Origin of the sequence: Pontibacillus sp. HMF3514, assembly GCF_009858175.1 — a bacterium.
Classification (GTDB): domain Bacteria; phylum Bacillota; class Bacilli; order Bacillales; family BH030062; genus Pontibacillus.
Genome location: NZ_CP047393.1, coordinates 1,534,516 through 1,557,381, shown reverse-complemented (window position 1 = coordinate 1,557,381; position 22,866 = coordinate 1,534,516). Strand labels below are relative to the sequence as shown.

26 protein-coding genes are annotated in these 22,866 nt (G+C 37.4%); 11 read left to right on the top strand and 15 right to left on the bottom strand.

The features are described from left to right. Positions 1-43 precede the first annotated feature (43 nt). Entirely contained in the window at positions 44-190 is a 147-nt protein-coding gene (locus GS400_RS08090) for an FbpB family small basic protein (protein ID WP_160100686.1), read from the bottom strand. Positions 191-348: 158 nt separating this feature from the next. On the opposite strand from GS400_RS08090, the gene GS400_RS08085 reads away from it, so the two are divergent. Together GS400_RS08085 and GS400_RS20180 are read left to right on the top strand one after the other, a co-directional pair. After that, on the top strand, positions 349-1,512 hold the full coding sequence (locus tag GS400_RS08085) for an aminotransferase A (protein WP_160100684.1): 1,164 nt from the start codon (positions 349-351) through the stop codon (positions 1,510-1,512). 40 nt (positions 1,513-1,552) lie between these two features. Continuing rightward, positions 1,553-1,684 carry a DUF6254 family protein gene (locus GS400_RS20180; RefSeq protein ID WP_236561204.1) on the top strand — a complete coding sequence of 44 codons (132 nt, stop codon included), beginning with the start codon at positions 1,553-1,555 and terminating at the stop codon, positions 1,682-1,684. Positions 1,685-1,765: 81 nt separating this feature from the next. On the opposite strand, the gene GS400_RS20175 is transcribed toward GS400_RS20180, so the two are convergent. Both GS400_RS20175 and GS400_RS08075 read right to left on the bottom strand, forming a co-directional pair. Beyond that, complete coding sequence (locus GS400_RS20175; RefSeq protein ID WP_370519770.1) at positions 1,766-1,972, bottom strand: aspartyl-phosphate phosphatase Spo0E family protein; 207 nt, start codon at positions 1,970-1,972, stop codon at positions 1,766-1,768. Positions 1,973-2,065: 93 nt separating this feature from the next. After that, complete coding sequence (locus GS400_RS08075; RefSeq protein WP_236561243.1) at positions 2,066-2,254, bottom strand: aspartyl-phosphate phosphatase Spo0E family protein; 189 nt, start codon at positions 2,252-2,254, stop codon at positions 2,066-2,068. Positions 2,255-2,528: 274 nt separating this feature from the next. Between GS400_RS08075 and lepB the strand changes: the two genes are divergently transcribed. Then, entirely contained in the window at positions 2,529-3,050 is a 522-nt protein-coding gene (gene lepB / locus GS400_RS08070; RefSeq protein WP_160100680.1) for a signal peptidase I, read from the top strand. A 367-nt stretch (positions 3,051-3,417) separates the two neighbouring features. Here lepB and GS400_RS08065 read toward each other — a convergent pair whose 3' ends face one another. The 4 genes from GS400_RS08065 to GS400_RS08050 form a co-directional block, all read right to left on the bottom strand. Then, complete coding sequence (locus GS400_RS08065) at positions 3,418-3,576, bottom strand: hypothetical protein (RefSeq protein WP_160100678.1); 159 nt, start codon at positions 3,574-3,576, stop codon at positions 3,418-3,420. 385 nt (positions 3,577-3,961) lie between these two features. After that, the gene (locus tag GS400_RS08060) at positions 3,962-4,102 is read right to left on the bottom strand and encodes a YvrJ family protein (protein WP_081673014.1); all 141 of its coding nucleotides are present in this window, start codon (positions 4,100-4,102) and stop codon (positions 3,962-3,964) included. Between the two features lie 70 nt (positions 4,103-4,172). After that, positions 4,173-4,388 (bottom strand): DUF2922 domain-containing protein, encoded by a 216-nt coding sequence (locus tag GS400_RS08055; RefSeq protein WP_160100676.1) that lies wholly within the window; start codon positions 4,386-4,388, stop codon positions 4,173-4,175. A 34-nt stretch (positions 4,389-4,422) separates the two neighbouring features. Continuing rightward, positions 4,423-4,653 (bottom strand): DUF1659 domain-containing protein, encoded by a 231-nt coding sequence (locus GS400_RS08050; RefSeq protein ID WP_027447275.1) that lies wholly within the window; start codon positions 4,651-4,653, stop codon positions 4,423-4,425. Positions 4,654-5,264: 611 nt separating this feature from the next. On the opposite strand from GS400_RS08050, the gene GS400_RS08045 reads away from it, so the two are divergent. Then, entirely contained in the window at positions 5,265-6,428 is a 1,164-nt protein-coding gene (locus GS400_RS08045; RefSeq protein WP_160100674.1) for an FxLYD domain-containing protein, read from the top strand. Between the two features lie 19 nt (positions 6,429-6,447). After that, complete coding sequence (locus tag GS400_RS08040) at positions 6,448-7,677, top strand: S1C family serine protease (protein WP_160100672.1); 1,230 nt, start codon at positions 6,448-6,450, stop codon at positions 7,675-7,677. Here the strand turns inward: GS400_RS08040 and GS400_RS20170 are convergent. After that, positions 7,674-7,811, bottom strand: coding sequence for a hypothetical protein (locus GS400_RS20170; protein ID WP_236561203.1), 138 nt, complete (start codon positions 7,809-7,811; stop codon positions 7,674-7,676). The genes GS400_RS08040 and GS400_RS20170 overlap by 4 nt on opposite strands. A gap of 105 nt (positions 7,812-7,916) precedes the next feature. Between GS400_RS20170 and GS400_RS08035 the strand changes: the two genes are divergently transcribed. Together GS400_RS08035 and GS400_RS08030 are read left to right on the top strand one after the other, a co-directional pair. Next, the gene (locus GS400_RS08035; RefSeq protein ID WP_160100670.1) at positions 7,917-8,423 is read left to right on the top strand and encodes a DoxX family protein; all 507 of its coding nucleotides are present in this window, start codon (positions 7,917-7,919) and stop codon (positions 8,421-8,423) included. Positions 8,424-8,557: 134 nt separating this feature from the next. Continuing rightward, positions 8,558-9,307, top strand: coding sequence for a sulfite exporter TauE/SafE family protein (locus tag GS400_RS08030; RefSeq protein ID WP_160100668.1), 750 nt, complete (start codon positions 8,558-8,560; stop codon positions 9,305-9,307). Here the strand turns inward: GS400_RS08030 and GS400_RS08025 are convergent. From GS400_RS08025 to GS400_RS08015, 3 genes are read right to left on the bottom strand one after another with little or no spacing between them, the layout of a single operon-like run. After that, positions 9,304-9,834, bottom strand: coding sequence for a hypothetical protein (locus GS400_RS08025; protein WP_160100666.1), 531 nt, complete (start codon positions 9,832-9,834; stop codon positions 9,304-9,306). The two genes, GS400_RS08030 and GS400_RS08025, sit on opposite strands and share 4 nt — an antisense overlap. Positions 9,835-9,893: 59 nt before the next feature. Next, positions 9,894-11,591, bottom strand: coding sequence for a diguanylate cyclase domain-containing protein (locus GS400_RS08020; protein ID WP_160100664.1), 1,698 nt, complete (start codon positions 11,589-11,591; stop codon positions 9,894-9,896). A 20-nt stretch (positions 11,592-11,611) separates the two neighbouring features. Further along, positions 11,612-12,121, bottom strand: a complete 510-nt coding sequence (locus GS400_RS08015; protein ID WP_160100662.1) for a hypothetical protein — start codon at positions 12,119-12,121, stop codon at positions 11,612-11,614. A 183-nt stretch (positions 12,122-12,304) separates the two neighbouring features. Between GS400_RS08015 and GS400_RS08010 the strand changes: the two genes are divergently transcribed. From GS400_RS08010 to GS400_RS07995, 4 genes are read left to right on the top strand one after another with little or no spacing between them, the layout of a single operon-like run. Continuing rightward, positions 12,305-13,063 carry a carotenoid biosynthesis protein gene (locus GS400_RS08010; protein WP_160100660.1) on the top strand — a complete coding sequence of 253 codons (759 nt, stop codon included), beginning with the start codon at positions 12,305-12,307 and terminating at the stop codon, positions 13,061-13,063. After that, the gene (locus tag GS400_RS08005; RefSeq protein WP_160100658.1) at positions 13,060-13,740 is read left to right on the top strand and encodes a lysophospholipid acyltransferase family protein; all 681 of its coding nucleotides are present in this window, start codon (positions 13,060-13,062) and stop codon (positions 13,738-13,740) included. Before GS400_RS08010 ends, GS400_RS08005 begins: the two co-directional genes overlap by 4 nt. Then, the gene (locus tag GS400_RS08000; RefSeq protein ID WP_160100656.1) at positions 13,733-14,842 is read left to right on the top strand and encodes a glycosyltransferase family 2 protein; all 1,110 of its coding nucleotides are present in this window, start codon (positions 13,733-13,735) and stop codon (positions 14,840-14,842) included. Before GS400_RS08005 ends, GS400_RS08000 begins: the two co-directional genes overlap by 8 nt. After that, positions 14,839-16,314 (top strand): phytoene desaturase family protein, encoded by a 1,476-nt coding sequence (locus tag GS400_RS07995; RefSeq protein ID WP_160100654.1) that lies wholly within the window; start codon positions 14,839-14,841, stop codon positions 16,312-16,314. The genes GS400_RS08000 and GS400_RS07995 overlap by 4 nt, the downstream gene beginning before the upstream one ends. 360 nt (positions 16,315-16,674) lie before the next feature. Here the strand turns inward: GS400_RS07995 and GS400_RS07990 are convergent, their stop codons facing one another. The 4 genes from GS400_RS07990 to GS400_RS07975 all read right to left on the bottom strand — a co-directional run bounded on the left by GS400_RS07990 (position 16,675) and on the right by GS400_RS07975 (position 22,552). Further along, complete coding sequence (locus GS400_RS07990; protein ID WP_160100652.1) at positions 16,675-17,508, bottom strand: phytoene/squalene synthase family protein; 834 nt, start codon at positions 17,506-17,508, stop codon at positions 16,675-16,677. Then, the gene (locus GS400_RS07985; protein ID WP_160100650.1) at positions 17,505-18,986 is read right to left on the bottom strand and encodes a phytoene desaturase family protein; all 1,482 of its coding nucleotides are present in this window, start codon (positions 18,984-18,986) and stop codon (positions 17,505-17,507) included. Before GS400_RS07985 ends, GS400_RS07990 begins: the two co-directional genes overlap by 4 nt. Then, positions 18,983-20,467, bottom strand: coding sequence for a phytoene desaturase family protein (locus tag GS400_RS07980; protein WP_160100648.1), 1,485 nt, complete (start codon positions 20,465-20,467; stop codon positions 18,983-18,985). Before GS400_RS07980 ends, GS400_RS07985 begins: the two co-directional genes overlap by 4 nt. Positions 20,468-20,623: 156 nt before the next feature. Next, positions 20,624-22,552, bottom strand: a complete 1,929-nt coding sequence (locus GS400_RS07975) for an endonuclease MutS2 (protein ID WP_236561200.1) — start codon at positions 22,550-22,552, stop codon at positions 20,624-20,626. Positions 22,553-22,866 lie beyond the last annotated feature (314 nt).

Genomic DNA, 22,866 nt, shown 5'->3' with positions numbered 1-22,866 from the left:
TCCTTAAATAGGATAGGATTTCTATTGTATATAACAAATCATGTTAACTGGCTCTATTTTCTGAGGTTGAAGACTGTGAATGACGTTGGTCAATTTTTTGTTCAAGCTTAGACATTTCTTCTTTATCCTTTAATATAGCTTGTTTATTTTCGTTTATCAGCTCTTCGAAAGATTTTACTCTTGGTTTCATGATGAATTCTCCTTTCATGTGAAATCAGAAAGCTAATTGTAAGAAAAGCAAAAGATTTTTATTTACTTCTCTAAGAATTCAATACCATTGTAACAAATACACAACAATGATTTGTTAAAATTATTTGACAATTCAATTACAAATTAGAGGTGAACTCCATGCAGCACTTAATAAACCCCAATGTAACCCAAATCGAAATATCTGGAATACGAAAATTTTTTAATATGGTTTCGGGTTATAGTGATGTTGTGTCACTAACCATCGGTCAACCAGACTTCCCTACACCTGATCATGTCAAAGAGGCTGGGAAATCTGCCATAGATCAAAATAAAACGACTTATACACACAACGCTGGAATGCTTCCCCTTCGTGAAGCTATTTCTGCATTTGTCTATGAACAATACGGCTTACATTATGAACCTAAAGAAGAAATCATCTCAACAGTAGGTGCTTCTCAAGCAATTGATATCACTTTTCGTACGATATTAACGCCTGGTGATGAGGTCATACTCCCAGGACCTGTTTATCCAGGGTATGAGCCATTAATTCGCCTGGCCGGTGCCACACCTGTACATGTAGATACCAGAGATCATCATTTCAAATTAACCAAAGAATTACTGCAAAGTCATATTACTGAAAAAACAAAATGTATCGTTCTCCCTTATCCATCAAACCCTACTGGTGCTACTTTATCGAAGGATGAAGTAGCAGACCTTGCTAAATATTTACACGATAAAAACCTTTTTGTACTATCTGATGAGATTTACAGTCAGTTGACTTATGATGAAGCTCATACATCAATTGCTACATTTCAAGGAATGAAAGATCGTACGATAGTCATCAATGGTGTTTCAAAGTCTCATTCCATGACGGGATGGCGAATCGGATATACATTAGCTCCCGCTTGGCTTTCCAAGCATATGTTAAAAGTTCATCAATATAATGTGTCCTGCCCTTCATCTATAAGTCAGTATGCAGCACTAGATGCCTTAACAAATGGAAAAGCTGATACTGAAGTGATGAGACAAGCATACGAACAGAGACTAGACTATGTCTATAATCGTTTGAAAGATATGGGCCTAGAAATGGATAAACCTGGAGGAGCATTTTACGTGTTTCCTCGCTTCCCTATCGAAAACATGACTTCTTTTGACTTGGGTATTGAATTAGTTGAAAAAGGAGGTCTAGCTCTAGTTCCAGGTGATGCTTTTTCTTCTTATGGTCAAGGATATATGCGTATATCATATGCTTATGACATGAAGACACTTGAACAAGGACTTGATCGTTTGGAGGCATTTTTGAAGGAAAAATCATTCATATAACTTCATCTTTCTAGACATACTATTGATGAGGTGAAATGATATGAGCCACCAAAAAAGAAGGAAAGAACGAGCACTTCGGCAGCGCAAAGAAAAACAATCCCCACATGGGAAAGTGAAAAGCTTTGAAGAGTTGACTGAAGAGCATGAACAACAAACGAAAGACAAAAAATAAGACAGTGGTTTATTCCACTGTCTTATTTTATTTAATTATTATATCGATATAGTTAAAAGGGTTTTAAAAAAACCCGCTTAATTAGCGAGTTTTTACCGCCTTATGATCACAACTCAAAACGTTACGGTTATTTCTATTCTCATACATATTAAGTAATCGATCTAATTCTTGACTAATTTCTAGCGATTCATGACTTGTGAACCCTTGGACTGTAGCGGTTTTAATCATTCGCTTACGCAGTGACTCTATTCGTTGTATTAGATGCTGAGTACTAATGTCTTCTGCCACAGCAGGGCCTCCTCTCAGCAATATGGATATAAATAACATTTTATCATAGAGAAGGTGTGATGAATAGTCATAGATTGTAGAAAACATTGTCGTTTACATCATTCTGTATTTAATTTGCTTATGTAAACTTTGATTAATTAATAGATCTAACTCTTGGCTTACAGTCAAGGTTTCATCACTTTCTATCCCAAATTCCATAGCACGATCTAACATTTCCTTGCGCTTCTCTCTTATCTTAATTCCCAAGTGTTCATCAGACTCTATTAGTTTATTGTCAAACATACCCCTCAAGTTCCCTTCCTTACATATTTCTAAGTAACTGAACCGCTATTCATTATGCCAAATACATATTGCAAAGTAAAGGAAATCGCAAAATTAGACAAAACTTTCGCCCTATTTTTTGGTATTGTCGAATAATATAGGATATTTTTTATGTATTATGCTCTTTCGGAATAATTTAGACAAGGAAATTAGACCTATATACATTTAGCCGCTTCACAAATATGATACGATAGTAAAGTAGGTTTTTTAGACAGACTTGAGGGGATGATCCTAATTGAGAGAAAAAATAAAGAATGAAGCTTGGGAATGGACAAAAGCCATCACCTTAGCACTAATATTAGCTTTCATTGTACGTCACTTTGTATTCGCTACTTCGATCGTAGAAGGAACGAGCATGGAACCTACATTAGAAGATGGAGAACGTGTTTTATATAATAAGATGGTTTATTTAGTAGGTGAACCTGATAGAGGCGACATCGTCATTATTCAGCGACCAACTAAAAATTATGTGAAACGAGTTGTCGGTTTACCTGGAGATAAAGTAGAAGTAAGGGATCATACTTTATATGTAAATGATAAAAAAGTGGATCAGGAATATTTGAATCAGGAAGCTATAAAAGAAACTGGGGACTTTTCCCCTGTTACAATCCCGAAAGATAAATATTTTGTTATGGGAGACAATCGAGATATTTCTAAAGATAGCCGTACAGGTTTAGGATATATCTCACACGATGAAATTATAGGCCGCTCAGAGTTAATTATTTCGCCTTTTGACGAATGGTCATGGACAAGATAGATAAACAAAACTACTTGAACAGGGAGCGCATAGCGATTCCCCTGTTCTTTTTTTATTATTATTTCTTCCATAATAGCCCCCTTATCTTGAAGACTTGGAATCGAGATATAGGTTCGGAGGAGTCCGTTGCTTGTATGAGAGTAAGGGGGTCAGTGAAACGGCAATACTCCTGCTGCCCCACACGACGTGGGGTAGGTCGACGTTGCCACACGATGTGGCGGTCTTAGTCGATCTTCATTATTTACTTTCAGCCTCCTCGTTCACTACGTTCTCTGTGGGGTCTCATCTGCACTTTCTACCACTGGAGTTTGCCGTTTCCTTCCCCCCTTTGCGTTTATGGAGAATAACGGACCCTAGTGTGTGAGTTCTAAACCTTACGGACATCTGTTCCGTTATTTTGAACTTTTAAGGCATTTCGAGAGTCGTTACGGACATATGGTACCTTATTTATGACAGATTGCTCTTTATTAAGGTGATTTGTAGCAATTAGCGGAATGAATGTCCGTAAGCTCTTTAGAAAAACCATTTTAAGGTGAAATAGCGGATCAAATGTCCGTAAGCATTACCTCCTCTTATCGCTGCGGTTCCGTTAATCACCATTCGGCTAAGGTGGGCTTGGGAGCGGGTTGACTCCTCCGGAAAAACGGGCGAGCGAGACCCCGCAAGAAGCGTAGCGGATGAGGAGGCTCGATCGTTCGTCCGGGGAAAGCAACCCGTTCCCAAGCCCACCGCACTCCACAATAGCAACGGAACCCCCCCCCGCACCAGCTTATTCAACATAACTGCCATATAGTTGAACAACACTCCCCTACACTCCTTTAAAATAAAAAAAAGCAGTTCAATTAAGAAGTGCAACGAAGTATTGAACCGCTAAACTGAACTACTTACTACTCTATTACCGCACTTCTAACTCAAGAAGGCTTCATTTGATCGGCGATTTTATGGATACTTGATATTAACATATCCAATTTGCCTTCCATTCGGTGTAGCAAATAAAAAGTTACTACGACCGGGAAGCCAACCTCTGGAAGCCATGTCATCCAACTCTCCATCATCTCCTCTCTCCTTTCTTTCAGCATGATTTATAAAAAGGGAGCAGTTTCCTCTGCTCCCTTTCCATTATTATAGGTCAATCTCAAATACATTACGTTCTACAATGCGAGCTTCTTTCTTGGCAACTAAATCCCCACCACTTGAAGCAAAACAATTTTGAGTAATAATTTCATCCATAGCTTGATTAATGGCTACTGGATCAGCTGGTTCAACAGGTTGATCCAATGAAATCGTTACCGTTCGATTTTCTTCATTGTAAAATTTCAACTCTAGCTTTTTCGCCATGTGTCTCCCCCCTTCCTATAAATGATTAACTCGATTAAACTGATGTACCTGATGTAACAACACTAGTGTCATCACGCTCAATTCCAGACAGCTGTAGTTGCTGTAAAGGAACCAAAGCCATCGTCACTGCGTACAACTGGTCCGTTGTAGAAGATGTTTTCACATTGTTAAAGTTCTTGTTGGAGAACAGGGGTTTGCCTTCTTCATCTAAACCATCTTCAAAAATCAGCTGTAATCTTGAATCCGTCATAGTAGCTAAAGCCATGATTGCCTCACCTCCTTTCACTTATATAATCACTAGAAGTTGGTCAGGAGGTGTTGCTCTTTTTATAAAATTTGTAACGTTTTCTCACTTCAAACGACAAACTATATAGAAATGGAAAGGGAGGAGCAGCGGGTTATGTGTCTATCGTCCATTATCTAGACATTATGTCTTCTAATTCAAGATCATAAAGAGTTTAATCCAAAACAAAATATTAACCGAGCACACGCTGCTCAAGTGTTCTTTCAATACCTTAAAGCCAGAAGCTCATTAGATTAATGTTTTCTATACCATTTAAAAATCCTACCATATAATGGTAGGATTTTTTTAATTAGCCTCGATCAAATATACAAAAACCAATATTAACTAGTAAGATTAGTATACCTATTGTTCCCATGACTGCTGTATACATGTTGCAGCACCCCCTACTATGTACTTTCATTTTTATTTTATCAAAAATTGAACAAAAATATTTAGTTTTTTTGTTACAAAAATAAATGAATTAAAAAAACTGATGATCCTTCCTACATTAACAATAAATGGGTACTTCTGCACTTCTTTCTATGATAAAATATTTAGTAGCTATCGAGATTCGCTGAAAGAAGGTGAAACATATGGCTCATTGTCCATATTGTGGGACAAAAACCAATGAAGATGAAAGCTTTTGCGTTCATTGTGGAAAGTCCCTACCAGCAGACTTAAAAGAACGATCACAAGGATATCAATCTAAAGGATTTAACCGTTGGTGGATCCTCCCTATAAGTGTGTTTATTCTTTCTATTATTGCATTAGGAAGTATGTATGCTCTCTTTGAACAAAAAACTACTCAAGCGAAAGAAAAGTTTAACCAAGGAGAAGCATTAGCACTTAAAGGTAATTACGATGAGGCGCAAGATTACTTTAATGATGCATTAGACCTTAGTTACCAATTCCCTGCAGCGATAGAAAACAAACAATTTTTAAAGGTTGCTACATTAGTCAAACGTGACTTAAATGAAGCCAAAAACATGAATGATGAGCAAAAGTTTCAAAAAGCATTAGAATTTATAGATAAGGCTGAAAAGAGACTCAAGAACTATAATGGTGATGCTGTAGAGCAATTAGTCAATGACATTACAAAAGCTCGTAATCAAACGAAATTATCTCATTTACAATTTTTAATGAAAAAACAACCATCCATTGATGAGCAAAAAATGTTGTTATGGCGTGCAGAAGCCATTCAACACGAGGAAGCTAAAACAATTGCAAACCAAATTCGTAAGCGAATCGTTTCTCATGCTTTTTCAACAGCAAATGAAGAGCTCAAGCAAAAACAATATACCAAAGCACGCTCTATCGTTGAAGAAGGCCTGCGCTACGCACCTGATAGTGAAAAACTACAAAGTATGAAAATCACTATCGAAAAAGAGAAAGCCGCATTTGAAGAAGCACAGAAAGATCGAATTGAACAGGCGATGGAAGCAGCAGAAAAAGAACGTGAAATAAACAAAAAAGATGCAGTAGAAATCGTAAGTGTAGAAACGAAACTTGATGAGTATGGTGACCTTGTCGTTAAAGGTAAAATTAAAAGTGTTGCAACAGTTCCGATCAGTTCTGTTTCCATTAAGTACAAATTATATAACAAGGATGGAGAAATGGTTTTAGAGAATGACGTGTACACATACCCTGATACCCTTTATCCAGATGAGATTGGGAAATTTGAATTTACCCATTATGATGTAAACGAAGAATTAGAAATTAAAAAAGAAGAAATTAAACCAACCTGGTTCTTAGACTAGACCCGTATGGAGTGAGTTTATGAGAAAAAGACGTATATTAGGTCCAATCATCCTAACTATTCTTTTACTAGGGCTTGTTGGAGGAGCAGGATATTGGATGACAGCAAAGATTTATCAAAAACCTATTCAGGCTAGCAGTTCCATTGCTGAAGAAGTAAAAAGCGATAATGAACCTAGAGAAGTGGATTTAAAATCGCTTATTCATGAAGCTGAAAAAAATGTAGTACAAATTGAAGCTAAAGCTGAATGGGGTAACAGTATCGGTTCTGGCTTTCTATACAATGAAAAAGGCGACATCATTACCAATGCCCATGTCGTAAAAGATTCCGAATCAATCTATGTGAAAACAGCAAATGCCCGTACGTATCCCGCAGCACTTATCGGAATTGGTAAAGAAACAGATATAGCTGTCATCCGCGTTCCCCAGCTCGCCAATAGAACACCTATGAAAATTGGCGAGAATGTGGCTGAGGTTACAGATGAGATCATTGCAGTAGGCAGTCCTTTAGGCCTTCAGAATACTGTAACTACTGGTATTATTTCCGGAACTGAGCGCGACTTTGCTATTGATGAATTTAAATATGAAAACGTTTATCAGATCACTGCCCCTATTACGCACGGGAATAGTGGTGGCCCACTTATTCATAAACCATCTGGTAAAGTGATCGCAATTAATTCCGCTGGCACCGAAAAAGCTGGTATTGGATTTAGTATTCCACTAAGTAGCGTCATGGATCAGATTGAATTATGGTCAGCCCAGGCTGAAAATCAAGAACTAAATTATGATGGTCAAGCAAATGCCAATACTCAAATCGATCCTAAACAACTTAAAGAAGACGCCCGTTATTTATATGGCTATTTTAACGAAAGTTTATTAATGCGAGATTATATCAATGCTTATGCCCTTTTGGGAAGTGAATGGCAATCGAAGCAAACCTATCAAGAATTCCGTGCAAAATACGTTCACACCATTGATATTACATTTAGCAATGTACAGTTATCTCTCGATGAAAACAACCGGGTACATATCTCTTTAACAACGGATAATGTCATTCGAAATTCTGACCAATCAAAAGTAACTGAACGATATGAATGTACGTACACAATTGGTTATGAAAATGATCAGTTAAAAATCCTATCCGGAAAACGTGAGTTAATCTCTTCTACTCCACACGAAACTGAGGATCCTGATGAAGAACAAGAAAATAATTCTTCAGATAGTGAACCACAAGAAGATGAGGCTGCTTAAAAAGCTTGAGCTGGAATAACCGGCTCAAGCTTTTTTGTGCAACATAACCTATCAATTGTCACTAAATTTCCATATGTTTTCAAACGGTTTGTGAACAGCATCACATTATCAACAACCTTTAAAGGAAATGACATACAATGGAATTGTAAAGGAGGAACAACTTCTTATATGCCGGCTTAAAGATCTTGGTCCTCCCTATTCACCTAAACAATATTGAGCATTTAAAAGGAGTGGGAACTATGTTTAACACATTCTTAAGAAACAATCAGGTTGTGGGTATTATTTTGACTTTCCTACGCATTTATCTTGGTTATACTTGGTTTACAGCTGGATGGAGTAAACTAACAGGCGATGGATTTAATGCTAGCGGTTATTTAAAAGGAGCAATTGGCAAAGCAACAGGAGAACATCCTGCTGTTCAAGGCTGGTGGGCTAGCTTCTTAGAAAATGTTGCTCTACCGAATAGCGAATTATTCAGCTTCCTTGTGATGTGGGGAGAGATTTTAGTAGGCATTGCACTTATACTTGGTATTTTTACAACTTTCGCAACTCTAATGGGGCTTACAATGAACTTCGCCTTCTTGTTTAGTGGCACTGTAAGCACAAATCCTCAGATGGTGATCATCGGAACCATATTATTAGTTGCTGGATATAACGCTGCGAAATTCGGATTAGATCGTTGGGTTCTACCTTTAATGAAAAAGCCATTTCCTACACGTGAACAAAAAAATGAAAAATACGTATAATTTTTAAAAGTCGTAGTGGTATTTATTAACCACTACGACTTTTTTTAATCAGAACAATCGCCTCTTCTTCTCACTTTTGATATAGTTTACGAGTATTGCAATTTTTATTGTTTTTGAGAAGAAAGGGTTTTGGTATGACTGTATTAGATGCTTCACTTATTTTTGCTGTGGGTATAGGCGCAGGATTTATAAACGTTCTTGCTGGTGGTGGCTCGTTACTGACGTTACCAACGTTGATATTAATGGGTCTTCCTTCTGCTCTAGCTAACGGAACGAATCGTGTAGCCATCATTGCCCAAAACATAACGGCTATCGCTTCATTTCGAAATAGCGGAATCTTTCACTGGCGCCTTGGTATATTTTTAGCCATACCAGCCATAATCGGATCAATTATTGGCTCTAATTTAGCCATTCAATTGTCTGATCAATGGTTTAATCGCATTTTATCGATTGTAATGGTCCTTGTTTTAATCACTATGATCTTCAAACCACAAAAAAAGCTTCACCATGCATCAATAAATATGACGACGTCCAAGCGCATCTTGTTATTTTTTATTTTCTTTATCATTGGTGTTTATGGAGGCTTTATACAAGCTGGTGTAGGTTTGGTTATTGTCACAATGCTAACCCTATTTACAGGTCTTAACTTAGTACATAGTAATAGTTTGAAGGTTTTTATTGTGGCGATTTATATTGGATCTTCGCTTTTCATTTTCATTCTCAATGATCAGGTTCATTGGGGATACGGGTTAACTTTAGCAGTTGGAAATAGCCTGGGCGCTATTTTTGCAAGTAAATTTGCTATTAAAAAAGGAGAAGGCTTTGTGCGATGGGTAATGATTATCGCAGTCGTATTAATGAGCCTCCGCCTTTGGTTTGTTTAATATTTAAGTTCAATACCCCATAAAGGTTTTTTAGTATGTTCAATAAGCACAAAGATAATACGTGAATTTTCTTTAGTAACATAACCTTCTATGCTTTGAAAGAGCGTCCCATTAAAATGATAAAAATCTAGAGGTAGATCCATAGGGGCGTACAATAAAATGGACTCGCTCTTTCCTTTGTATGGTAAACGTTTTGCAACTTCATCACCATAACGAGCTTTAATGGTTATTAATGGCTTTGAGAGATCTAGATGAAGGGTATGGAGAAAAGCCTCTTCTTTCGGAGGTTGCTCCTCAAAGCTCATGACATACTGCTCTACAGTACCTCCAGCTCTGAAGAAAATATTTAATCCACTTAGTAAAGAAAAAGACTTCCCTTCTATACTGAATTCAACTTGCTTCACACACTGGCACTCTCCAAATGGGATAGACACATCATTACTTAATTTGATTGAAACGCCTGTTAGATTGACGATCAGTTGCTGCTTTGCGCTATATGCTCCTATTTCAATGTGAGAAGCGTTCATGTATTCATCATCTCCCAGGTTTTGTATATAGAAGGATACTATCTTTGATCTTATGCTTACTAGAAAGAATTATGAGAACTTGACGCCACACAATAGGTCTTCTTCCCTTGTCTTTTCGCTTCATACAATGCTTCATCTGCACGTTTAAAGAGATCTTCACTATTGTTTGCATGATCGGGGCTGATACCAATCCCTATGCTAACGGTAATATTGATCTGTTCATCATCAACATAAAAAGGAAGATTCATTTCTTCTAATATCCGCTTTGCAACATGTTCAGCTTGTTCTGTAGATTGGATATCAGGTAGAAGAATGACGAATTCATCTCCTCCTATCCGAGATACGATATCTTCTTCCCTGGTCATTTTAAGCAGCCTTCTAGATAATTTCACCAATACTGTATCTCCTGCGTCATGTCCTAATGTGTCGTTAATGTTTTTAAATCCATCGCCATCTAAATAGAGCAAACTGACTTTTTTATTTGGATTCCGTTTTGATTTTGCTATTGATTTATTTAAGAATTGCATAAGGATTCGACGATTTGCTAATCCTGTTAAATGATCTGTGTATGCTAGCCTCTTCAGTTGGTCTTCTGCTTTTTTTCTTTTCGAAATATCTCTTGAAGAAGAAACAATGTGCGTAACTTCCCCATCATCTCCCATAACCGGTTTTACATTTGACTCAAACCATATCCATGTACCATCTTTCATAATCATCCGAAATTGTACAGTGCCACTTTTCTTCTGTTTTATAATATATAAGAACCGTTTATGCACCTTTTCTCTATCATCCTGATGTATATATTGAAAAGTGTTTGTATGATAGAGTTCCTCTGGCTTGTAATTTAGTACAGGTTCATGGGAAGGTGATGCATATTTAATTGTGCCATCAATTTCAATCAACTTCACAAGATCTTGTGTGTAGTTTGCGATTAAACGATAACGATGTTCTGAATCAGACAAAGCTTTTTTAGCTCTCACTTCTTCTGTAATATTTTGAATAACAGCTACAACAGCTACGAGCTTCCCATGTTCATCTGGCAATGTTGTGAAATTAATAGATAAATGTAGTGATTCTCCAGACTTCTTTTTCCATTCCGCTTTATAATGAGTGATGTTCTTTCCCTCATTTAAATAAGAAAACTGGTTGCGAACCTCCTCGGCTATTTGAGGCTGTAAATCTTCTAATCGCTTATTTTGAATATAAGACTTTTCATATTCAAACAGGTCATAGAAAGCCTGATTCACATTCAATATCCGTTGGTTCATATCAAGCATAATGAGTGCTTCTTCTGTTTGATTCATATAGGTTTCGAATAATCGATTTACATGTCGTACCTCATCTGTCTTTAAGGATAAATGAGTTAAATTTCTTGTGATTCCTACCACATGAGTCATGACATTTTGTTGGTCCAAAACTGGAATTAGGTTGGTTTGAGCATTAAATTGACCATTAGGCAGCATAACACTATCTGAATAGGTCACGATCGAACCCTTATGAAAGCATCGTTCATATTGGTCAATTAAGTATTTAGCTTCAGCTTGGGAGAAACATTCTATCATTGACCTCCCTACATCTGCTTTTGTTAAGTGTGTAATTTCACGTCCCGCTTCATTGATATATTCATAGATATAACGACGGTTTTTTCCGTCTTGATCAATACGCATGATAAATAAGCCATCCGTTAAAGAATCTCCAAAACGTGATAGGCTATATAATTCATTCTGTTTGAGATACTCCATTGTTTCATCATACATATGTAAGCTCCTCTATAATACTAGGATTCAGATTGTAGAACATCCTCTTCGATCCATCTGGAGAGCTCAGGTATAGCTTCAACATCCATCTTGGTCAGCAATACAACATCTGAGCCATTCAGCATGACCACATCAAGATTTCCGTCTACAATAACAGCCACATAATTTGGAACAGGTGATACTAGAATATCATCCACTGTTTGGCCTTGATTCTCATAGTAATCTAGTAACAATTGTCTTTCAGCTTGACTTAACGTCCATTTTTTCTCGGTTATCTTTTCGACAGAAGGGTGATATGATGCTGCTTGCTCTGTCACAATACCTGCTTGTGGGTTCTTTAACAGCCACTCAAATAACTGAGAAATTGCAAGTAAAGGCAAGAACCCTACAATTCCTATGAATATAAACAGAAATGCAATAAGTCGCTGATCCGATACAAACAATATTAACCCTATCAATATCCCTACTATTAAAATCATAAGGGATACTACTTTCCAAATCATAGGTGTATAATGTTCGTCAGTTGACATGAGTTTCGCTCCTCAATAAAACGCTTTTATAAAAGTTACTATAACATAATTTCATGGGTCTATATACCCGACTACTAGGCTTTAATTAGACTTTAGACGATTCAAAAAGCATTACACTCTACATTGTAGTCACTTTTTTAATACAATAAAGGAAACCATGTCATTTAAATAGGAGTTCAACTCATGAGTTTATGGATCTTTCGAGTGTTTTTAATTTGGTATGGATGTGGATTTATTTTATTATCCTTTAATTTAATCCCACCTGCGTTGCAATGGGCGAATGCTGTGTTCCTTATATTATCTGGTATAATAGGCGGAATCTATTTTATCAAGATGTATGGATTAATAAAAGGCTTAGCTTATAGCCTTTTTGTTGGGGTTCTTTCCGTTTTAGTTGAACATGTGGGTGTTCAATATCAATGGTGGTTTGGACACTATACATATGAGCAGGATTTCGGCCCAATGGTGGGAGGGGTCCCCATAACAATTGGCTTTGCTTGGTTAATGGTTATTGCTGGGTCACATGAAATAGCAAAGACGATTTCCTCCAATCGAATATTATTTGTTGTACTAGGATCTTTATTAGCTGTTATGATTGACCTTATTTTAGATCCTGTTGCTTTTATCGTGAAGGAATACTGGATCTGGGTAGAGGGTGGTATCTTTTACGACATCCCCTTTTCCAACTTTTTAGGATGGTTTTTCCTATCCTTATTCTTTCATACAATAGGATTGTTTTTACCATCAACTACTTTAGAGAACAATAATTGGAGACCTCGTATTATGCTTGTTTTTGCTGGAGTTGAATTTATGTTTATATGGCTAGGCTTATTAGGTCAAATCTATTTTGCATCATTTATGAATATGTTGCTACTTATTCTTTGGTTTTCATTCTACTTCAAAAAAATTAAAGGACGGTTTGAGATAAGGAGAATTGTATGATTCCTGCTAAAAAAAATAGATTTTGGGCCTGGGGTTTCGACCAAATTATTTATCCTTTGCTTAAGAAACATTTTCAAGAAATCTATGTGTACGGCTCAATACCTCAACATGTAAATCGAACCTTGTACATAATTAATCATAGTGTATGGTGGGACCCTATCTTGATTTATCTGTTAAATCAAAAGCTTATTAAAAGTGATGGATATGCGATGATGCATGAGTCTGGCTTAAGAAAGCATCCTATTTTTAAAAGGATCGGTGGTTTTTCTATAGACCGAAACAATCCAAAGGACATTATCGAATCCTTACAATATGCAGTTGAAAAGTTACACGATGATAAGTCTGTTTGGATGTTTCCCCAAGGAGATGAACAACCGTTTGATCAACGCCCATTAGGGTTTCAATCTGGGGCTTCTTATATCATTGAAAAAGTTCAGGACTTAAACGTTATCCCGATCTCAATCATGTACACATTTCAATCTACGAAAAAGGCAAATATTTATGTTTTCATTGGCTCCAATCCCATGCATGAATCTTATGCTTCTTTGAAACGGGAAGATAAAACAAGATTTTTGGAACAAATTTGTACACAACAATTAGATACCTTAAAACAACGTGTTCTCGAACAAGATGTTCAAGATGCCATCCCCCTTTTAAGGAGAAACCAAAGTGGATAATTTTTTATATGGATTGATTATAGTGGAAGTTGGACTTTTGCTTTGGATAGGTTTCAACAGTCTATTTGTCATTCGTTTGCAATCTAGCAAGAAACAATATGGACAGCGTGTATCTATCCTCATCCCTTTGAGAGATGAAGAACAAAATGTAAAAGGACTTATCGCTTCTTTAAAAAAAGTTGACCATGATCATATCGAGTTCATGCTTTTGGATGATTCTTCAACTGACCAAACCTATTCTCTGTTAATAGATAAAACAACAAATGATTCTCGCTTTCAGATTTTACAGGGAGATCCTTTGCCTAAAGGATGGAGTGGAAAAGTATTTGCTTGTCATCAGTTAAGTCAAAAAGCTAACGGGGAATACTTGTTTTTTATTGATGCTGATGTAAGAGTAGCTCCTAATATTGTCTCAGAAACGCTTCATACGATGAAGAAAGAGAAAGCACATATGCTAAGCGGTTTTCCATACTATCCTGCAAGTGGTATATGGCCTCAACTCCTCATCACCTTGCAACATTTTGTCGTTCATGCGCATCTCCCAATTCCAATTGCGAATCACAGTTATAATCCATCATTTACGGCAGCCTCTGGAGGATTCATCGCAATTGAACGAACCACTTATGAAATGATTGGTGGACATCAAGCACTGAAGAGATCAATTCTTGAGGATATTCAGCTTGCCCGACTCGTTAAAAAGCACCGAAAACGTATGATACTGGTTAACATCACTTCATCTGTCACATGTTATATGTACCATACCTTACGTGATGCCTTCGATGGTTTCACAAAAAATATATTCGAAGGAATTGGTCGATCGAAAATAATGGCTATATTCCTTTCTTTATTTTATTTTTCAGTCTACGTAACCCCTTTGTTTTTTCTAATTTCAGGTGTGCTATTTATGGATTGGCTTTATATAGTTCCCTACTTACTTGTAACATTACAAAAATTTATCGTAGACCTCCAAACAAGAACAAATGGATTTTTTGCACTCGGTATGCCAATCTCCGCCGTCCTATTAATCCTCGTTTTATGGAGATCCATGTATAAATCAGTTACAGGTAAAACATACAAATGGAAAGGACGGTCGTATCAATGAAGACAATTGCTATCATAGGTGGCGGTTTAGGTGGCTTATCAGCCGCTATAACTTTAGCGTCATCAGGTTATCATGTAAAGCTTTTTGAAAAGAACAGCCACTTTGGAGGCAAGATGATGGCCGTTGATCAAGAAGGTTACCATTTTGATTTTGGTCCTAATACCATTACCATGCCTCACGTATTCCGAAATGTGTTGGAGAAGGCTGGCTTACCTCCTGACCATTATTTCACTTTTGAAAAACTTACAAATCATACACGTAACACCTTTAGTGATGGATTGAGCTTTGACCTATCATCTTCAGAATCTTATATGATGAACCAATTAAAACAATTCGATCCTAAAGGGGCAGCGAAATATAAAAACTTTATCAGGGATATAGAGAAATTATATTCCCTATCCAATCAACACTTTCTTCACCGAACATTTCAATCATGGAAAGATTACATTTCGCCACAATTAGGAAATGCGTTAAGAAAAGTAAAACCAAATAAGAGGATACATGATTTTTATGAGCAGTACTTTCAAAACCCACGTATTATTCAAGCACTCGATCGTTATGCAACCTATATTGGTTCAAACCCTTATATAGCCCCTGCAACTTTTGCCATGATTGCTTACCTGGAACTGGTTGATGGGGTGTATTATACGAAGGGTGGCAATACAAACATTGCTAAAGGGTTTGTTAATGCCGCAAAAGAATTAGGTGTTGAGTTATATGCAAACTCAAAAGTGAAACAATTAAGTGTGCATCATAAACATGTAGAAGGTGTAGTGCTAGAGAACGGAGAAACGATAGAAGCTGATGAAGTCATTATAAATGGAGATTTGTTAAAAGCATATCCTGACTTGGTCTCTGAAGAGCATCGTCCTCACTTTTCCAATCAGAAAGTACGTGAATTTGAACCTTCTATCTCAGGGTTTGTCATACTAGCTGGAATAGAAGGCAGAATTCCAGACCTGCATCATCACCATGTATTCTTTTCAGGTAACTATAAGAAAGAATTTAAGCAGATTGAAAATGGTCAATATGCTACAGAGCCAACGATATACATATGCACATCTTCTAAAGTAGATCCTGAAGTGTCGCCGAAAGGGGATAATTGCTTCATTCTAGTAAACGCTCCTCCTACTTCAATTGGTGAAGACGACGATGATTTTGACCCTGAGGCGTATAAACAGGTGATTTATGATCGATTAAAATCTTTTGGAATTGATATTCAGTCTAAATTAAAGTATGAGGATGTATGGACACCTGAAGATATTCGTGACAAGTTTGGTGCTTTTAGAGGTTCGATTTATGGTCCAGCATCCAATCGTAAAGTAGATGCATTTGTGCGACCATTTAACCGATCACAGGATATACGGAACCTATACTTCGCCGGCGGAAGTACTCACCCTGGAGGAGGGTCTCCGATGGTTGTATTAAGTGGAAAGAACGTTGCTGAGGCTATTATGAAGAAACATGGATGATAAGCATATTAAATCATTAGGTTGCTTTCTTGGAGTTATGGAGTTATATGGCAGTTATCTGGAATAAGCATTTTAGTGAGTGGAAGGATCCGTTACGTTAAAAAGAGGAAGGGGTCAGTGAAACGGGCTAATTCCTCCGGAATAACGGGCGAGCGAGACCCCGCAGGGAACGAAGTGAGTGAGGAGGCTCGATCGTTCGTCCGGGGAAAGCAGCCCGTTTCCCAGCCCGCCGCACTCCATAAAAGTAACGGAACCATACTCATCTTTTCTCGAAACCAAGTATTCAAGATAAGGGGAGCTTTAACTGAATAAGCTTCATTTCAAAAAAGCGTAAACCTTCCAACAAAGGTTTACGCTTTTCTACGTCATTTGCTTCATAATTTCTTTTTTTGCTTCATCGCTTACAAAATTACGCTCATAAAACACTTGATATTGATTTTTTCGGATTGATGGTAAGATTGCTCGATACAGGTAAGCTGCTCCTTGAACAGGGGTTCTAGAATATAAAGGGTACTCATGAATCGTCTCGAGCGCTTCCGTATAATACCCTTCAGCATCCTGGGCCAATGTTTCCCATAAAGATATAAAAGGTTCATTTATAACATGCCCTTGAAGATCCTGATAGGTATAATCAAAGTCATCCATCATCACTTTAGGGATATATATTCTCTCGCGCTCTAAATCCTCACCAATATCTCGTAAAATATTTGTAAGTTGCATCCCCTTCCCTAATGCAATTGCACCATCACGAAGCTTTCTTTCTCTACCAGGTGCTAGAATAGGTAAAAGCATCAATCCGACAGTACTTGCCACATGATAGCAATAGTTCAATAACTCATCTTTAGATCCCACCCAGTGGGAAGTTAAATCCATACGTTGACCGTCTATCATTTCTTGAAAGGGAGTTGAATCCATTTCAAATTCACTAAACACATCATCCAAAGCTACCCACATCAGGTCATTACTAGGGAGTTCGCCTTCACGCAAAAACGAGTGGAAATCTCGTTCGAAAGCATCTAATTCTTCCCGTGGTGCATCTCCTTCATCTACTATATCGTCAACTCTCCGACAAAAAGCATAAACCGCCCAGACAGCCTTTTTTTGTTGCCTTGGAAGCATTGAAAAAGCTTTCGAAAATGTTTTTGAATGGGTATCAATGATGGACTTACAATGTTGGTATGCGTGTTCAATCATGTTACGTTACCCCTTTTTTGTAAAGTCATATATACATCTTGGTTCATGTAATCCGAAAGCATTTTTGCTCCCTGCATAACGATTGGAACGCCACCACCAGGGTGAATAGATGCTCCTACTGCATACACATTCTCAATGCCAAATGGTTTTAATTGAGGTCTGAATACACCAGATTGGAATAATGTCGGTGCAATTCCAAAGCTTCCGCCCTGATACAACCCTTCTTGCATAGATTCCTGAGGAGATTTGACCTTCATCCATTCAATGGAATCTCTTAAACTAGGATACCCTTTTTCCTCAAGCTTTCGAATAATATACTCGGCATATTCCTCTTTACAGCTCCAATCGATATGACTGCCAGAAGGAACGGGTACTAGTGTATATAATACACCTTTTCCAGGTGGTGCTAATGTATCGTCTATGATGGAAGGGTGGAATGTATAAATGGATGGATCTACTGGAACTTTACGATGCTGAAAGACGTCTTTCATATGTTTTTCAAAATCGTCTCCAATAAAGAAACGATGAATACTAGATTGTGTATAGTTTCTGGTTAAGCCCATATAGATTAATAGACAACCTGAGGATGGTGTATAAGATTTGTTTTGCTTCTGCTCCTCCGGAAGTAAATCATCCATTAAAGGAAAGTCTCCATTCAACACAACATCATCAAAGTCATGCCACTCACCATTCATTTGAAGACCATCACAATGGTTATCTTGTATCGATAATTGTTCAACGTTAGCGTTTGTCAACATCTTTACACCGCGTTGCTTCAGTTCAGCTTCTAGAATATCAATAAGACTAGCATATCCTCCTTTTAAATACCAAATGCCATGCTCATGCTCACTATAAGAAACTAGAGAATAAAGAGCTGGTGATTCACTGGGATGTCCCCCAATGTATAAGGTTTGCAAAGCATAGGTATGCTGCAACTCTTCGTGCTTGAAATATTGTTTCATTAACTGCTTCACATGCAAGAATGCCTTAAGCTTTACCAGCGTTTGAAGATTTTTCGGGGAGAAAAATTGTTTTTTTTCTACGAAATTTTGCTTAATAAACTGTTGCTGTCCCCTGACAAACCTCCAACGCATATCTTTAATAAAGCGCTCGAACCCTTCCCCGTCACCAGGAAACACACGTTCAATCTCCTCTTTTTGTTTCTGAATATCGCGATACTTGAGTAGACTGTCACCATTACTATATTCTACAGAATAAAGTGGATCACATTCTATAAGAGGTAAACGTTTTTTCGAAATGCCTCCCTCTTCTAAAATGGATAAAAGCATATCAGGAAGCAAAACAATAGTAGGTCCCTCGTCAATACGAAAGTCTTCATTTCCTGTAAAACGTAAGCGTCCTCCAAAAGAATTACTTTTCTCATAGATTGTAATCTCTTTTTTAGGGTCCTTGGATAGGAGCAAAGCTGTAACTAATCCACCCACACCGCCACCTACAATACCAATCTTTTGTTTCATACTCGTTTCACCTCTTTGTTTTCCATCAACCAGTTTGATGTTATACGGGCTGATTCTAAAATAGTTGGTAAGCCACTACCTGGATGCGTTCCTCCCCCAACAATCCAACAGTTTGATAATTCTTCAAAACGATTATGGGGACGAAAATACATCATTTGTGACAACTGATGGCCAAAGTTGAATGTTGCCCCTTGATAAACATCGTGGTCAAGCTCCCATCCTTTTGGAGTTAAGATTTTCTCTACTTCAATATCCTCCTCAATTGAAAGACCAGCTTTTTCTTCGAGTTGTTCTAAAATAAGCTTACGATATTCTAATTTCTTTTGATCCCAATCAATTTCAGAGAAGTTATTAGGGACAGGTGCTAATATATATAAAGCTGATTTTCCTTCTGGAGCTAATGTCGGATCCGTTTTACATGCGTTATGAACATATATGGATGGGTCCTGAGATAGCTCTTTTGTTTTTGTAATCTCTTCCACATTTTGTTTATAGTCTTGCGAAAAAATAATCGTGTGGTGTGGTAAATCTACTTCCTTATTAACACCTATATACATCATAAAAGTAGAACAAGAATACTTTCTTTTCGATAGATTTTCCTTTGAATATTTTTTCAGTGTTTGAGGTTTTACAAGTGTTGACATTGCTTGTGCAAAGTCTGCATTCATAATCACTTCATCTGCATAAAACCTACTACCATCTTGTAGTTCAACACCTTCCACGGAAGACCCATTTAGGATAAGTTCATTTACTCCTTTATTAAGGTGAATGCGCCCACCATACTCTTCAACCACCTCTGCCATAGCTTTAGAGATTTGATTCACCCCACCAATAGGATGGTACACACCGTACTCATGCTCCATAAAGGATAGTATAGAAAATGCCCCAGGACACTCCCACGGAGACATCCCTAGATACTTTGCTTGAAATGTGAACGCTAATTTTAATCGTTCATCTGAAAAATATTGAGAAAGTACATCATATAATGATTTTCCTAGTGCCAATTGTGGGAGTGCTTTTAACGTTCTCGGTCGTACATAATCGATGAGGCGATGATGACGATTTTGCAACATGGGCATTAGAGCAGCCATACGTTTACGAGTCTCTGCCATAAACCGCTCATACCCTTGTTCACTTCCTGGAAAATGCTCGCTTAATTCCTTTTTCATCTTGCTAGGGTCTCGATACATGGTCAGATTCTGATCCTCGAATTTCAAGTGATACATCGGATCTAACTCTCGTAAGCTTACGTAATCCTCAAGCTTTCTTCCACTAGCTTCAAAGATTTCTTCTAAAATGTGAGGCATACTGAAAAATGTAGGACCCACATCAAACTCATAATCTCCTAGTTTTAACTTGGCATTACGCCCCCCAAAAACATGTTGTTTCTCAAAAACATGAACATCATTTCCTTGCGCTGCTAACATCATAGCGGATGCTAAGCCACCTGGCCCTGCTCCCACAATTGCAATCGTCTTCATATTCCTCACCCATTCATTGTACAATTATTTGTACATTTGTTATACATTAATTATACACACCCTCCCTCCTCACCGCAATTTTTAAACACTTGGGTTATACAAAAGTCAAAAAAAAGGACGAATAAGGTTGTACAAACCTCATTCGCCCTTTCTTATTTACTCTTCTTCTTCAAGCCACACATCCTCTACATGCTTACGATCTAATTGCTTTCGAACTTTACGATATTCTTTTGATTTGAAAATAATATCAAAATCATAACCATCAGGATATAACTCTTTAGCTGGAATATGCAATTGGATACGTTTATGGTTAATCGTGTGTTTTTCTCCTTTTATTTGTACAACATAATTCCCTTTTGAATCGGGGCCTTTATACACAATCCCAGTATCTCCGGTAGCCAGCACCGTTACATTGTCCCCCATAACGTATTTTGTTACGCGATCTTCTGGCTTCACTCTCTCTTTTTTGGATGATTGACGGGCATAACGATTTGTAGCTATTTGCTTTGCTAGTAATGAATGATCCATATCATAAGCTGGAGCATAGGATCTATCCTCTTTATAAGAGATTGAATGAGCTTTCTCGATAATCTCTGGATGCATACCTAATTTAAGTGCAATTTGAAAGGCTTGACTTTTACCTGTTGTCCCTAACAACAATCGATATGTTGGACGCAGGGTTTCTAAATCAAACTCCATTGAACCATTCATAAACCCTTCTCTTTCTTCAGCAAAATCTTTCATTTCATTGTAATGGGTTGTTGCAAAAATGGTTGCTCCTTTCTCATACAATTGATCCAGAATAGCTGTTGCTAAACCCATACCTTCTGTAGGATCTGTTCCAGAACCTAACTCATCTAAAAGCACAAGGCTATGATCGTTTGCTTCTTGTAAGATTTCAATAATGTTCACAAGTCTGGAGCTAAACGTACTTAAGTTTTCTGTAATGCTCTGCCCATCACCGATATCAACAAAAATATGATGAAACAGATGTAACGTACTCCCTTCATCCGATGGGATATGCAATCCAACTTGAGTCATGTAGGTAAGCAGCCCAACGGTTTTCAAGGTAACGGTTTTTCCACCTGTATTAGGACCTGTGATCACCAAAGCATAGTGATTCGGATCTAAGCTAATGTTTAGAGGGACTGCGTCGTTCCCTAAAAGTGGATGTCTGGCATTCATTAGATTCATATTATAGTCTTCATTCACAACAGCTGGGGTACCATGTAGACTTTTACTGTAATGAGCTTTTGCAAAAATAACATCGTACTGATGCATCGTCTCGACTGCAATATTTAGATCCTGCTCTTTCTCTAATACAAGAGCGGTTAAATAATAAAGAATTTGTTCAACCTCTTTTTCTTCTGCCAATCGTAACATGTCTAGTTCTTCCTGCATGTTTGTAACTTCTTCTGGCTCGATAAAGACAGTTGCACCTGAAGAAGATGAATCAATAACTGTCCCTTTCACTTTATTACGGTAATTTGCTTTGATAGGGATCACAAATCTACCATTCTTTTCTGCCACCACACGCTCCTGCATATACGTTGAGAGTTTATTGGATTTTGCCAGATGGTTGATCTTTTCTTTCAGTTTTGTGTGATGAATTTTCATCTGCTTACGTATTTTCGTTAACTCTTTTGATGCATAATCATCTACTCTACCATGGCGAAGACATCTCTGAATTTCTGTTTCTAAATCGCTTATATCTTCTATTGATTCTGCGTATGTTGAAATCGTTGGTCCAGCAAATCTTTTGTCCTTCATAAAACGCTTTAACTTAGAACAATGATCTAAAAATGACTGTAGCTTTTGAAATTGGTCAGGTCGGATAAACATGCCTTTCTTGGCTTGCTCTAACATGTGTGTGACATCATCTAAACTGTGAATTGGTACACTTGAACTGATTTCTAATATGTTTACTGCTTCACTCACTTCCTCTAACCATCGCTCAATCTGCTTTTTGTTAAGGGATGGTTGGAGTTGTTGAATTGTTTCTTTCCCTTTATGTGTCATGGCATAATGCGCCACTTCTTGTAAAATCAAGTCACTCTCTAAAGCTTTATATGCTTGTTTTTTCAATGTCAGGTCCTCCTCAAATACTTTTCATAAAATAAAAAAAGCTGCAATGAACAAAGCTCATTGCAGCAAACTTACGATTTATCATTCAATCGCTAGGGTCAGCTTACTAAAGGACAACTGTGTACAGCTATCCAAAAGTTAGTTATAGATAAAAAAAGACTGCGACAATAGTGTCACAGCCTCTTCTAACCTACCCAAGAGTTTTGCTATGATTCATTGTTCTTAACTACTCAAAAAAGTGCGTAACGAACTAAACTTGCGTATAATGCAAGTTTACAACCTTTTTGAGACCGTATTTAGTTACGGGTTAGTTA

What these genes read in the sequence shown, in the direction of transcription:
- GS400_RS08090 (WP_160100686.1), bottom strand. Translation starts at nt 190, where the DNA reads ATGAAACCAAGAGTAAAATCTTTCGAAGAGCTGATAAACGAAAATAAA.
- GS400_RS08085 (WP_160100684.1), top strand. Translation starts at nt 349, where the DNA reads ATGCAGCACTTAATAAACCCCAATGTAACCCAAATCGAAATATCTGGA.
- GS400_RS20180 (WP_236561204.1), top strand. Translation starts at nt 1,553, where the DNA reads ATGAGCCACCAAAAAAGAAGGAAAGAACGAGCACTTCGGCAGCGCAAA.
- GS400_RS08075 (WP_236561243.1), bottom strand. Translation starts at nt 2,254, where the DNA reads ATGTTTGACAATAAACTAATAGAGTCTGATGAACACTTGGGAATTAAG.
- GS400_RS08065 (WP_160100678.1), bottom strand. Translation starts at nt 3,576, where the DNA reads ATGGTTTTTCTAAAGAGCTTACGGACATTCATTCCGCTAATTGCTACA.
- GS400_RS08060 (WP_081673014.1), bottom strand. Translation starts at nt 4,102, where the DNA reads ATGGAGAGTTGGATGACATGGCTTCCAGAGGTTGGCTTCCCGGTCGTA.
- GS400_RS08055 (WP_160100676.1), bottom strand. Translation starts at nt 4,388, where the DNA reads ATGGCGAAAAAGCTAGAGTTGAAATTTTACAATGAAGAAAATCGAACG.
- GS400_RS08050 (WP_027447275.1), bottom strand. Translation starts at nt 4,653, where the DNA reads ATGGCTTTAGCTACTATGACGGATTCAAGATTACAGCTGATTTTTGAA.
- GS400_RS08045 (WP_160100674.1), top strand. Translation starts at nt 5,265, where the DNA reads ATGGCTCATTGTCCATATTGTGGGACAAAAACCAATGAAGATGAAAGC.
- GS400_RS08040 (WP_160100672.1), top strand. Translation starts at nt 6,448, where the DNA reads ATGAGAAAAAGACGTATATTAGGTCCAATCATCCTAACTATTCTTTTA.
- GS400_RS20170 (WP_236561203.1), bottom strand. Translation starts at nt 7,811, where the DNA reads ATGTCATTTCCTTTAAAGGTTGTTGATAATGTGATGCTGTTCACAAAC.
- GS400_RS08035 (WP_160100670.1), top strand. Translation starts at nt 7,917, where the DNA reads ATGTTTAACACATTCTTAAGAAACAATCAGGTTGTGGGTATTATTTTG.
- GS400_RS08030 (WP_160100668.1), top strand. Translation starts at nt 8,558, where the DNA reads ATGACTGTATTAGATGCTTCACTTATTTTTGCTGTGGGTATAGGCGCA.
- GS400_RS08025 (WP_160100666.1), bottom strand. Translation starts at nt 9,834, where the DNA reads ATGAACGCTTCTCACATTGAAATAGGAGCATATAGCGCAAAGCAGCAA.
- GS400_RS08020 (WP_160100664.1), bottom strand. Translation starts at nt 11,591, where the DNA reads ATGTATGATGAAACAATGGAGTATCTCAAACAGAATGAATTATATAGC.
- GS400_RS08015 (WP_160100662.1), bottom strand. Translation starts at nt 12,121, where the DNA reads ATGTCAACTGACGAACATTATACACCTATGATTTGGAAAGTAGTATCC.
- GS400_RS08010 (WP_160100660.1), top strand. Translation starts at nt 12,305, where the DNA reads ATGAGTTTATGGATCTTTCGAGTGTTTTTAATTTGGTATGGATGTGGA.
- GS400_RS08005 (WP_160100658.1), top strand. Translation starts at nt 13,060, where the DNA reads ATGATTCCTGCTAAAAAAAATAGATTTTGGGCCTGGGGTTTCGACCAA.
- GS400_RS07995 (WP_160100654.1), top strand. Translation starts at nt 14,839, where the DNA reads ATGAAGACAATTGCTATCATAGGTGGCGGTTTAGGTGGCTTATCAGCC.
- GS400_RS07990 (WP_160100652.1), bottom strand. Translation starts at nt 17,508, where the DNA reads ATGATTGAACACGCATACCAACATTGTAAGTCCATCATTGATACCCAT.
- GS400_RS07985 (WP_160100650.1), bottom strand. Translation starts at nt 18,986, where the DNA reads ATGAAACAAAAGATTGGTATTGTAGGTGGCGGTGTGGGTGGATTAGTT.
- GS400_RS07980 (WP_160100648.1), bottom strand. Translation starts at nt 20,467, where the DNA reads ATGAAGACGATTGCAATTGTGGGAGCAGGGCCAGGTGGCTTAGCATCC.